The sequence below is a fragment of the Tropicimonas marinistellae genome (assembly GCF_001509585.1).
GTDB lineage: Bacteria > Pseudomonadota > Alphaproteobacteria > Rhodobacterales > Rhodobacteraceae > Tropicimonas > Tropicimonas marinistellae.
The window spans coordinates 336,811-349,139 of sequence record NZ_LNCI01000004.1 but is presented as its reverse complement, the minus strand read 5'-3'; the positions used below and the strand labels follow the sequence as shown (position 1 = coordinate 349,139).

Annotated in this window: 8 protein-coding genes; 2 read left to right on the top strand and 6 right to left on the bottom strand. The window is 64.5% G+C overall.

Features of this window, described 5'->3' with window-relative positions; genetic code table 11:
- Positions 1-37 precede the first annotated feature (37 nt).
- Positions 38-1,432, top strand: coding sequence for a dihydrolipoyl dehydrogenase (lpdA, locus tag ARC39_RS10485; RefSeq protein ID WP_068114102.1), 1,395 nt, complete (start codon positions 38-40; stop codon positions 1,430-1,432).
- A 403-nt stretch (positions 1,433-1,835) separates the two neighbouring features.
- Here the strand turns inward: lpdA and ARC39_RS10480 are convergent, their stop codons facing one another.
- The 6 genes from ARC39_RS10480 to ARC39_RS10455 form a co-directional block, all read right to left on the bottom strand.
- Entirely contained in the window at positions 1,836-3,395 is a 1,560-nt protein-coding gene (locus ARC39_RS10480; RefSeq protein WP_068114099.1) for a DUF1254 domain-containing protein, read from the bottom strand.
- 72 nt (positions 3,396-3,467) lie between these two features.
- Entirely contained in the window at positions 3,468-4,142 is a 675-nt protein-coding gene (locus ARC39_RS10475; RefSeq protein ID WP_068114095.1) for a TetR/AcrR family transcriptional regulator, read from the bottom strand.
- A gap of 470 nt (positions 4,143-4,612) precedes the next feature.
- Entirely contained in the window at positions 4,613-5,743 is a 1,131-nt protein-coding gene (locus tag ARC39_RS10470; RefSeq protein WP_068114093.1) for a beta-ketoacyl-ACP synthase III, read from the bottom strand.
- 114 nt (positions 5,744-5,857) lie between these two features.
- Positions 5,858-6,616 (bottom strand): sulfotransferase, encoded by a 759-nt coding sequence (locus tag ARC39_RS10465; protein ID WP_068114090.1) that lies wholly within the window; start codon positions 6,614-6,616, stop codon positions 5,858-5,860.
- A 153-nt stretch (positions 6,617-6,769) separates the two neighbouring features.
- A complete protein-coding gene (gene carB / locus ARC39_RS10460; protein ID WP_068114078.1) occupies positions 6,770-10,087 on the bottom strand; it encodes a carbamoyl-phosphate synthase large subunit in 3,318 nt (1,105 codons plus the stop codon).
- A gap of 101 nt (positions 10,088-10,188) precedes the next feature.
- A complete protein-coding gene (locus tag ARC39_RS10455; RefSeq protein ID WP_068114075.1) occupies positions 10,189-11,484 on the bottom strand; it encodes a glycosyltransferase family 87 protein in 1,296 nt (431 codons plus the stop codon).
- Between the two features lie 208 nt (positions 11,485-11,692).
- Here ARC39_RS10455 and ARC39_RS10450 point away from each other — a divergent pair, with 208 nt between their 5' ends.
- A complete protein-coding gene (locus ARC39_RS10450; protein ID WP_068114072.1) occupies positions 11,693-12,007 on the top strand; it encodes a DnaJ family domain-containing protein in 315 nt (104 codons plus the stop codon).
- Positions 12,008-12,329: the final 322 nt, after the last annotated feature.

The following is a 12,329-nucleotide window of genomic DNA, read 5'->3' as shown; positions in this document are numbered from 1 at the left end:
ATGCCCGCCCCGCCCCGTGTTGAGAGAAAGGACACCCATGGCCAACTATGACGTGATTGTAATCGGCAGCGGCCCCGGCGGCTATGTCTGCGCCATTCGCTGTGCCCAGCTTGGGCTCAAGACAGCCGTGGTCGAGGGCCGCGACACCCTCGGTGGTACCTGCCTGAACGTGGGGTGCATCCCGTCGAAAGCACTGCTGCACGCGAGTCATCTGCTACATGAGGCGGAGCACAATTTCGCGGCCATGGGGCTGAAAGGAAAATCACCCTCCGTCGACTGGGAGCAGATGCTCGCGTACAAGGAGAGCGTCATCGGCCAGAACACCAAGGGCATCGAATTCCTGTTCAAGAAGAACAAGATCGACTGGCTGAAGGGGTGGGGCTCGATCCCTGCCGCCGGCAAGGTGCAGGTGGGCGATGAGGTGCACGGCGCCAAGCATATCATCATTGCCTCCGGATCCACCTCCGCCTCGATCCCGGGCGCCGAGGTCGAGATCGACGAGAAGATCGTTGTCACCTCGACGGGCGCGCTGGAGCTGCCGAAGGTGCCGAAGAAGATGGTCGTCGTCGGTGGAGGTGTGATCGGGCTGGAGCTGGGGTCCGTCTACAAGCGGCTTGGCTCCGAGGTGACCGTGATCGAATTCATGGACGGGATCATTCCGGGCTCCGACGCCGAGGTTGCGCGCGCGTTCCAGAAACTGCTGAAGAAGCAGGGGCTGGAGATCGTCACCGGTGCCGCCGTCTCCAAGGTGGAGACGCTGAAGACCAAGGCGAAGGTGACCTACGCGATGCGCAAGGACGGGGCCGAGAGCACCGTCGATGCCGATGTGGTGCTCGTGGCGACGGGGCGGCTTCCGTTCACGGACGGACTTGGGCTCGAGGCTCTGGGCATCGAGATGACCAAGCGCGGCCAGATCGCGGTGGACGCGCACTACCGGACCAGCGTGCCGGGAATCTACGCCATCGGGGACGTGATCGAGGGGGCGATGCTCGCCCACAAGGCGGAGGACGAGGGCGGTGCTGTGGCCGAGATGATCGCCGGCCAGAAACCGCACATCGACTACAATCTGATCCCGGGCGTCATCTATACCACGCCGGAGGTGGCCAGCGTGGGCGCCACCGAAGAGCAGCTGAAGGAGGCGGGGCGGGCCTACAAGGCCGGCAAGTTTTCGTTCATGGGCAACGGGCGGGCCAAGGCGATGATGCAGGCCGACGGCTTCGTGAAGATCCTCGCCGACAAGGAAACCGACCGCATCCTGGGGGCCCACATTCTCGGGCCGGCGGCCGGCGAGATGATCCACGAGATCTGCGTGGCGATGGAATTCGGGGCCTCGGCGGAGGACCTTGCCCGCACCTGCCACGCCCACCCGACGACCTCGGAGGCGGTCCGGGAGGCGGCGCTGGCCTGCGGCGACGGGGCGATCCACGCCTGACCCGAAACGGGGCGGCCCGGCCGCCCCGTCCCACGCGTGAGACACTTGCCTGATCACGCGATTTCAATGGGTTACGGCGGCGTTTTTACCACTTGTAAAGGTTTGAGCGCCGCGCCGGGTGCCGGACCACTTTGGCCGACGCGCCGTATACGGGCGCGGCGGGACGCGCTCTGCCTGCCGTTTTCGGCCCGGTCGGCCGGTGCATTCCCGGGCGTCTGTCGGGGCGTCAGACGCGCCCGAACTGCGCAACGCGCTTAACTTGAGCGCTACGCCCGATGCGTTGCTTTGTCGACGTCGCGGTCATCTGAGATCTTATCTGATGTCCGTGTTCGGTCCCTTGGACCGAAAGGGGCGGCGCTGTCTGTGCGCCGCCTCCGCCGGAGTGCGTGGGAGCAAACGCTCGCTAGTCGCAAGAACACGCTTCGCCGGTTGAGGCAAAGCTGATCAGTTCAATCTCACCTGGACGCCACGTCTGGTCGAACCAAGGCTCAAGTGGCCCGTAGAGGCGGAAGATCGTGTTCCAGCCCTTTCCGGGCACAGTCTGGATCCAGTTGCTTTCCTTGCCCTCCGGCGCGACCGGCGCAAAGTAGATGTCGTAAGAGCCGTCCTCGTTCTCCACCACGTCGGCGTCATTGCTGCCGATCGCGGGGAACTGGGCGTCCGTCTGGAGCATCGAGCGTGTCTGGTTGTCGTAGAGCGTGAACGACCAGAAGTCTTCGGCCGGAACGTTTGCCGGCACGTTCACCCGGTAGGTCTTGGAACCGTCCAGCGGGTTGCCGTTGGAGTCGCGGTAGGTGAAGGCATATTGCGATCCCTTTCCCACGGCCTTCAGCGCCATCGCCGGGGTAATCCCGGTCGCATAGAAATGGAAAGCCGCGCGGATGTCATGCAATGTCACGCCGTCAAGTTCCCAAGTATATGCCCCGCCCGGGAAGGCAGTCTGCCAATAGCTTTCGCCCGGATACCAGTAGAACCGTTCGTCGCGCGGCTTGGAGATCAGCGTCTTGACGGTCACAGCACCCGCAGCCGCGGCCGCTTCGAGGATCGGCTGCATCCGCGAGTCCGGTGCGAATTCCTGACCCTTCACGATCCCGATGGCGGCCAGATGGCCCAACAGTTCCGGTCGCTCGCCCATGAGCGGCTCGCGCTGGACGACGGCATTGATTTCGTTGAAAATCTCCACGTCCATGCGATGGATTGTATTGAAGAGCTTGCCGGAGACGTTGACGAAGGTCATCTCGGGTGGGTTGTCGGCTTGCGACAGAGGGTAAATCCGGAACCGCTCCTTGGTCTCGGAGACCGCCTTGTCGGTCGTCCCGTTCTCTTGATAGCCGCGCCACAGCACCCAGTTGCCATAGGTGTTAGTCTGCGCGACGAAGTATCCCTCCGGAACCTCGCCTTCGTAGCCGGGGGGCAGGATCAGGAACTTGCCACCCTGACCCTCGTCTGGACCGAGGTTGCCGAAATCCGTGACATAGCGGAACCAGGCGTCGTTTAGGAAGCCGAGAACGTTGGGCGGCGTCTCGATCACCATCGGCTCGTCACCCATTTCGAGCCAAGACGTCATGTAAACGCTGGTGGTATTCGCCGTCAGGAACAGAGCGTGCGAATCCATCAATTCTTCGAACAGGATCGCCGTGGTGTTGGCAGGTCCGAATTCCAGAATACCGTTCCGAAGCCCCTCCATCGACGCGATCTTTGTGCCGTCGAGCACCGCCTGATAGGCATGAGTGAAGTCCAGCAGGTTGTAGATCTTCTGCGCAGATTCCACATCCGGGACACCGTCGAAGAAATTCAGTTCGCCCACCCGCGTCTGCAGGTTATCGGGCGTCGTCACTCCTTCGGGGATCTCCGTTGTCATCTCCATCGTGGGCACTTCCTGCGCCACCAGCGGATCGATCCATAGCCCCCCTGCGACCACGGCAAGACCGGCCGTGGCGGCCAGTGACCTTCTGAATGTCATCTGTCTTCCTCCCTAGTGTTGAACCTTGATGGCTGGATAGCGATCCTCCGCCTGCGCATCTGGTGTGACCGCTCAATGTTCGCGCCCGTCAATCGACACCGTTGGGTCGAATGGGTAGAGCGTCGAGAGCCAGACACGCATGATCGCCGCGAGCACGTCATCCTTGTCGGATTTCTCGACAGAGCCGAACGCCTGAATGAGGAAACCCGCATCCATACGGTTCAGGGCGCGTGCCACCGGCATCGGGTCGAACTCCGGCGTGAGCGCTCGTTCCTGATCCTCCGCAATTCTCGCGGCGACGATCACGTCAAACGATCCCAGAAAGGAGTGCCAGACGTGCTCAAGCCTATCGTCGCTTGGTGCCGCATCCGAAACCGCGCGCAGGATCGATCCGTGTTCATGGCCGACATCGACAAGGGCCGTGAGGCTTTCCTGCAGGCTGGCAACCGGGTCTCCGTCGCCGCTGAGCCAGGGTTGTGCGCCTTCGACGATCCCGCCCTTCACCTCGTCAAGCAGGGCCTCCATGAGCCCATGCAGGTCGTTGAAGTGCTGATAGAATGCTGACCGGCTGTAGCCCGTGGCGGCCATCAGATTGCCGACCGTGAGTTCCCGAAAGGGATGACGTTCCAGGAATGCTCGTCCGGCATCCAAAATGGCGGATCGCGTCTGCGCCGCCTTGCTCGGCGCGGCAGCACGCTCCGCCACCTGTTCCCTGACACGATCGGATTTGGTCTCTTCTGACATCATGTCAGAGTTAGTGACGCAGTATCAGTTGTCCACAAAAAAGTTACGTAGGGGCGCTTTCGCACATCCGGGAACGTGTCGAGAAAACGCACCGTTGGGGGGCGACGCGTGGCGGCGTGGTTGTGGTTCGCACCGAACGTCCCTCGGAATCGCGGTCAGTTTGTTGGTCTTCAAGACCCGTGCCGGGCCGGTGGAGACTTCCAGGGGAGAGGTGCAGTTGCAGGGCTGCCGGCGGGCGCACATGTTGCCTTTGCGCGGGTTGCGTCAGCCCCGGAACAGGACGGGCGCGCTGGCGCATATCGGCCTGCGGTGAACCTCTAGCCGCGGCCTCAAATCACAGGCTGGGCCGCGAGTGGCGATGCGCGAGTCCCCGGGTTGGAGGCGCTACGCTATCGCTCAGATCAAGGGTACCAGCGGGACGCCGCAGGCCGAGAGCAGGGCGGTGAGGGCGGCGAGGAGCAGGGCGGTGCGGATCATGCTGCGGACTTTCGTTCGACGATCACGGAGCCTACGGAATAGCCGGCGCCGAAGGAGCAGATGAGGCCGATGTCGCCGTCGGCCATGTCGTCGGAGTGCTGTGCGAAGGCGACGATGGAACCGGCCGAGGAGGTGTTGGCGTAGTCCTGCAGGATATTGGGCTGCTCCTCGGGGGTGGGCGTGCGGCCCATGACCTTCTTGCCGATGAAATCGTTCATCGTCTTGTTGGCCTGGTGCAGCCAGAGGCGTTTGAGATCGGCGGCCTCGATGCCTTCGTCCTTCATGTGCCCCGCGATATGCGCGCAGACCAGGGGCAGGACCTGTTTGAAGACCTTGCGCCCCTCCTGCACGAAGAGCATGTCGCGGCGGTCTTCCATGTGGCCCGGCCGGGTGCGGCGCAGGAAGCCGTTGTTGTTGCGGATATTGTTGGAGAATTCGGTGGCCAGCCGCGTTGAGCGGATGGTGAAATGCGGGCCTGTCGCATCCGCCTCGCGCTCGATCAGGGTGGCGGTGCAGACGTCGCCGAAGATGAAGTGGCAGTCGCGGTCGCGCCATTCGTGATGGCCGGAGCAGACTTCCGGATTGACCACCAGCGCCTTGCGGATGGAACCGGCGCGGATCATGTCGGCCGCCGCCTGGATGCCGAAGGTGGCGGAGGAACAGGCGACGTTCATGTCGAAGCCGAAGCCGGAGGTGCCGACGAGGTTCTGGATCTCGACGGCGATGGCCGGGTAGGGGCGCTCGTGGTTGGAGGCGGCACAGATCACCGCGTCGACCTCGGCGGGCGCGACACCGGCCATTTCCAGCGCGTCGGAGCAGGCCGCGACGGCCATTTCGGCCATCAGGCCGGGTTCGTCGTCGGCGCGGGCGCGCAGCAATGGGTGCATCACCTCCGGATCGAGGATGCCGGACTTGTTCACCACGCGGCGGTTCTCGATGCCGGACGCCTGGACGATGAACTCGACGGAGGAATGCTGCATCGGTTCGGCCTCGCCGGCGGCGATGGCCGCGGCGTGCCGGGCGTTCATCCGGTCCGCATAGGCATTGAACGAGTGGACCAACTCGTCATTGGAAATGACCTCGGCGGGCGTGAATACCCCTGTTCCGGTAATCGCTGGCTGGTGCATCGCGGCCCTCCTTGGCGGGTGTTCGTCCATGCACCGCGGCGTGCGGGGAGGTCAATAGCCGGTGACGCGGGGTCGTGGTCACAAAATGCTGCCGCACCTTACGGGGCTTCACGGCTACACGCGGGATCGCGGCGGGTCGGCCTCCTCCGGCATCACGATCCGTTGCAGCAGCGCGCGGGCGAGCACGTCGGAGGGCACGTCCTCCCCGAGCCAGTCCAGCAACGGGCGCAGCCCTTCGGGCGATGTGTCGAAGGCGCCATGGTCGATCATGAAGGTGCGGTCCGGGTAATCCTCGTGCGCCATCCGGAAGCGGTGAACGGTGAGGTCCAGCACGTCCATCACGGCTTCCCGGTCGCGGGTCTGCCACCAGGCGGATTCGGCAACCTGTTCGGGGTCGCGGGTGAGGAAGATCACGTAGGGATCGTCGAAGCACTCGAGCATGAAGCGCAGGACCGCCTCGAAATCCTCGTCGGTCAGGGTGTCGGAGGCGTAGCGGATTTCCTTGAACCCGGTCAGCCGGGTGCCCTCGGGCGGGGCGAGGATGGTGCGGGTGAAAGCGCGGGCAATCGCGGCGCCGAAACGCCGTGCGCGGATGTCGCCCGCGCCGTACCAGGGCCGCGTGTCCTCCGCGCTGTCATGGGCGTGGCGCCGCCTGGCGGCATGGGCCAGTGTGGCGGCCTCGGCGAGGGTGCGGATCATGCCGCCGTTCTCGCCACGGATACAGGCGCCGTCGATACAGTTTAGGGCGTGCATGAGCGCCGTGGAGCCGGTGCGGCCATAGGCGACTATGAAAACGTGCTTCATTTGATCCGCGGAAATCGTGACAGTGCCGTCGCTGCGTAGCACGCAAGCGCCGGGGGCGAAACGAGACATCCTGTACCTCGGGTCATCGGGGTCCGGCGTCGCGTGGTTCGTACGCGGCCACCTTCGATGCTGTTCCGCGCGACGATGCAGAGCACCGCCGAGGGATGTCAGTTGGATGACGACGGTTCAGGCCGCCGAGTGCATGCCGTTCCCGGAACGGCCTTATGCCTCCTGAAGCGCCCGGACGCCGATTTCGCCTTCTCGCCGTGCGATCATCGCCAGTGCGGCGGCGTGGGCGGCGGCGAGCGTGGTGAAATAGGGGATCCGGTCCATCAGCGCGACTGTGCGCATCGAGCGGCTGTCTTCCACTGCTTGTGCGCCTTCGGTGGTGTTCATCACCAGATGCACGCGGCCGTCCTTCATGACGTCGACGATGTTGGGCCGGCCCTCGTAGACCTTGTTTACCGTCTCGGCTGGAATGTCGTTTTCCTTCAGGAAGGCCGCGGTGCCGCGGGTCGCGAGGATCTCGAAACCCAGTTCGTGCAGGGCGCGCGCGGTTTCCATAAGCTGCGGGGTCTTGTCATCCGGCTTGATCGACAGGAAGACGCAGCCGCCCGTGGGCAGATCCGCCCCGGCGCCGATCTGCGCCTTGAGAAACGCGCGGTGGAAGTTGCTGTCGGAGCCCATGACTTCGCCGGTGGAGCGCATCTCGGGGCCGAGGATCGTGTCCACGCCGGGGAAGCGGGCGAAGGGCAGGACGGCTTCCTTGACTGCGTATGTATCAATCTGCGGATCGACGAGGTCGAAGGCCGAGAGCTTCTCGCCGGCCATCAACCGAGCGGCAATCGAGGCGATGGGCGAGCCCACCGCCTTGGCCACGAAAGGCACGGTGCGCGACGCGCGCGGATTGACCTCGATGAGATAGACCGTCTCGCCCTTGATTGCATATTGCACGTTCATCAGGCCGACGACGTTCAGAGCCAGGGCGAGCGCCTCGGTCTGCCGCTTCAACTCGGCGATCATCTCGGGGCTGAGCGAATAGGGCGGCAGCGAGCAGGCGGAGTCGCCGGAGTGCACGCCCGCTTCCTCGATATGCTGCATGATCCCCGCCACGTGGACCTTTTCGCCGTCGCTGAGCGCGTCCACGTCGATTTCGATGGCGCCGGAGAGGTAGCTGTCGAGCAGCACCGGGCTGTCACCGGAGACAACCACGGCTTCGGAAATGTAACGTTCCAGCTGGGCATGATCCCGCACGATTTCCATCGCGCGCCCGCCGAGGACATAGGAGGGGCGGATCACCAGCGGGAAGCCGATCTCGTCGGCGATGCGGATCGCTTCCTCGTCCGACGAGGCGATGCCGTTCTTGGGTTGGGTCAGGCCAAGGTTGTTCACAAGAGCCTGGAAACGCTCGCGGTCTTCGGCGAGGTCGATGGCGTCGGGCGTGGTGCCGAGGATCGGGATACCCGCGTCGTGCAGCGCATTGGCGAGCTTAAGCGGCGTCTGACCGCCGAATTGCACGATTACGCCGTGCAGCGTGCCGCGCTCCTGCTCCACCCGCAGGATCTCCATGACGTGTTCGAAGGTGAGCGGCTCGAAATAGAGCCGGTCCGAGGTGTCGTAATCGGTGGAGACCGTCTCCGGGTTGCAGTTGACCATGATGGTCTCGTAGCCGGCCTCGGTCAGCGCGAAACAGGCGTGGCAGCAGCAGTAGTCGAACTCGATCCCCTGGCCGATGCGGTTCGGGCCGCCGCCGAGGATGACGACCTTCTTCGCGTCCGACGGGCGCGCCTCGCATTCCGTCTCGCCCATCGCGGGGGCTTCGTAGGTGGAGTACATATAGGGCGTCTGGGCCTCGAACTCCGCCGCGCAGGTGTCGATGCGCTTGAACTGGGCGACAACGCCGAGGTTCTCGCGCGCGCGCCGCACATTGGCCTCGTCACGGCCCGTGAGCGTGGCGAGGCGGGCATCGGTGAAGCCCATCATCTTCAACTCGCGCAGGCCCGTTTCGTTGTGGGGCAGGCCCTCCTTGCGGAGCCGGGCCTCGGTGCCGATGATCTCCCGGATGCGCGCGAGGAACCACGGGTCGAAATCCGTGATCTCCTGGATTTCCTCGTCCGAGAAGCCGAAGCGCATGGCATGCGCGATGACCCGCAACCGGTCCGGGGTCTTGAGGGAGAGCGCGCGGGTGACGGCTTTGTCGATGGCCATCTGGTCGTTCTCGCCGCGGCCCTTCAGGATTTGTGGAACGACCGGATCGTCGTGCTCGGCAAGGACCATGTTTTCATCGCCCGGCAGGCCCTCGATATCGACCTCGTCAAAGCCGGTGAGGCCGGTCTCCATGGACGCGAGTGCCTTTTGCAGCGATTCGTGGATCGTGCGGCCGATGGACATCGCCTCGCCCACCGATTTCATCGCCGTTGTCAGTTCGGGCTTCGAGCCGGGGAATTTCTCGAAGGCGAAGCGCGGGATCTTGGTGACGACATAGTCGATGGTCGGTTCGAAGGAGGCCGGCGTTACCTTGGTGATGTCGTTGTCCAGCTCGTCGAGCGTGTAGCCGACGGCGAGCTTGGCGGCGATCTTGGCGATCGGGAAGCCGGTGGCCTTGGAGGCCAGCGCCGAAGAGCGGGAGACGCGCGGGTTCATCTCGATGACGACCATGCGGCCGTCTTCGGGGTTGATCGCCCATTGCACGTTGGAACCGCCGGTTTCCACGCCGATCTCGCGCAGCACGGCAATCGAGCCGTTGCGCATGATCTGGTATTCCTTGTCGGTGAGCGTCAGCGCGGGCGCCACGGTGATCGAGTCGCCCGTGTGCACGCCCATCGGGTCGACGTTCTCGATGGAGCAGACGATGATCGCGTTGTCCGCCTTGTCGCGGACCACCTCCATCTCGAATTCCTTCCAGCCGAGCAGGCTCTCGTCGATCAGGATCTGGGTGACCGGCGAGGCATCGAGCCCGGTCTTGCAATAGTGTTCGTAATCGGCGCGGTTGTAGGCCACGCCGCCACCGGTGCCGCCGAGGGTGAAGGCGGGGCGGATGATTGCCGGAAGACCCACGTGCTCCAGCGCATCGAGGCATTCTTCCATGGAATTGGCGATGACGGCCTTGGGGTTTTCCAGCCCGATCCGGTCCATCGCCTCGCGGAAGAGCTTGCGGTCCTCGGCCATTTCGATGGCGGCCCGGTTGGCGCCGATCAGTTCGACCCCGTATTTGTGCAGCACGCCCATGTCGGCCAGCGCCAACGAGGTGTTGAGCCCGGTCTGCCCGCCCATGGTGGGCAGGAGCGCGTCGGGGCGTTCCTTCTCGATGATCTTGGCGACGATCTCCGGCGTGATCGGCTCGATATAGGTCGCATCGGCCATTTCCGGGTCGGTCATGATCGTGGCCGGGTTCGAGTTGACCAGGATCACCCGGTAGCCTTCCTCGCGCAGCGCCTTGCAGGCCTGGGCGCCGGAATAGTCGAACTCGCAGGCTTGCCCGATCACGATTGGCCCCGCGCCGATGATCATGATGGACGATATATCGGTACGTTTGGGCATGGGTGAGTCTCCGGGAGCGGGCGTCAGGGCAGGCAAATTGTCTGCGTTATAGACAGCGCGCGGGGGGGCGCAAGCCCCTCCGGTACGGGAGTCGCCGGTCGTTATTCCGCAGGCCCGTTCCGTGCCAGGGCGTTGGCGGAAATCAGCAGAAGGAGCCAGGTGCCGGTTTGAACGATCACGACCGGAAGATCGCCCGGACGGGACCAGTAGAGGGCCCAGAAAACCCAATGGCTTGTGGCGAGGGCGACGAAGACCAGAAGCAGGCTTCCCCATGGCTGGCGCAGGAGGCTTGGCAGGGCCGGCAGCAGAAAGAGCGGCAGGAGGTAGTAGTGAATCCAACCCAGCGGGCCGAAGAGATTGGCGAGCAGCGCGAAGGAAAGCAGCCGCAGGGTCAGGCGCGATTCCGGTGCGCATTTGCCACTTCGCCAGATGCACCAGACAAGCAGAAGCAGGAAGAGCCCCTTCGCGACCGCGCCGGAAAGCGCAACGTGCGCGCCCGTGAACGAGATGTTGCGCGCCGCGAGGTCGACGGGGGGCGTGACCCCCGACATGACCGAAAACGCGGACAGCAGGGGCTCCACCGAGAAATTGGACGCGCTCAGGAAGGCGATTTCGCCAACCTCCCGCACGGATGCAAGGAAGGCGAGATGCAGGTCGATCCCGACCGTGAGGAGGCTCGCGATACAGAATACCGCGCAGGTGGCCGTGAAGCTGCCGAGACTGCGCCAGTCCCGGTCGAGCAGGAAGATGAGCGCGAGCGCGGCAGGGGCCAGTTTGAAGACGGTTGCCAGCCCGAGCAGCGCACCGGCCGTCACGGACCGTCCGTGCCGGTAGCGCTCGAAGGCCAGAAGCGACACGAAGGTGACGAGGATTTGCGGCTGCAACAGATCCACGGCGAAGGCCGCGACCTGCGACGTGAACAGGAGCGCGCCGCTGATCGTGAGCCAGACCCCCAGTTCCGGGGCGCGCGGCGTGGCGATCCGCCAGGCGAGAAACGGCGTTGCGGCCAGCAGCGGGATCTGAACCACGGCGGCCAGGTCGAAGAACGCGCGCGGGCCGAGATGTGCGGCAACGGGGCTGAATATGGCGGCCCAGAGGGGCGGGTAGACGAAGGGGGTCACGAATTCGCCGGTCATGCCAAGCTCATCGATGGCCGGCTGCCAGAGTGGCGGGGATGTGCCGAAGAACCCCTCGGGGGCGCTGTAGATCAGGGCGAACTGGCCGAGATCGTAGAACCGCGCCGCCATGTAGATCGCCGAGAGATCCGAGGGAAATGTGATCAGCGCACGCTGGTAGAGCAGGTAGCACGCCGCGAGAAGGCACGCGACGCCGGTCATCGCGAGCACAACCGTGCGGGCCGGGGGGCGATGGGGCGTCAGGGTCGGCTTTGCGGTCATCTGGTGTTCGCGCTGTTCGTTGCGGGCGTTCGGGGGAACTCTCGGCTTTCGTGGAGCGCAACCTAACAGGCTGCGGGCCTCGCAGAAGAGGGCAGAATCGGGAGCCGCCGCTGGCGCGGTATCGCGGCCACAGGTGGGGCGACATAAGGTCGCCGGAAATGCTCCCGGAAACCAGATAGTAACCTCCGTGCCGGAAGAGGTAGCTGCGATGTCGCATCCCTTGAATCTCACGCTCGAAATGATGTTCCAGAGGCTGGAGGCCCAGGGTGAGTTCGATCACCTTGCGGGTGCCGGTCAGCCGATCGGAAACCTCTCCGAACCGGCCCCGTCCGTGCTCGACCGCATCATGGCCGAGGCAGATGTGAAACCCGTGCCCGTGCTGCTGAAGATCGAGATCGCGGCGATACGGCAGCGGCTTGCGGCGGAGAGGGATCCGGGCGCGCGCAAGGATATTCTGCGCGAGCTTGCGGATATGCAGACGCGCCTGGCCGTGGAGATCGAAGCCTACAACCGGTTCGGTTGAAGCGTTTCGGCCATTGGGTAGAACGCCGGTCGCGGCCTCAAATCCGGGATGTGAACGCGATTGGCTGGACGTGATGCCTCACGTCATGGGCGGAGCGCCGCAGGGCGGGAGGATGCCCGGTGCGACGTGCCGCCATTGGATGACCTGTCGATGCAGGCCGGAGCGCGGAGCCGGGCGTTGCCGGTTCGCGGCGCGGCGATCCAACCTGTGCGCAGCAGCGTTTGATGCCGATCTGCCTGAAAGACAGCCGAGCGCTGCATAGCCGGTGACGTATCGCCGGCCTGACGGGGCGGACCGGCGATGCGCGGCGGCTAGACGGCCA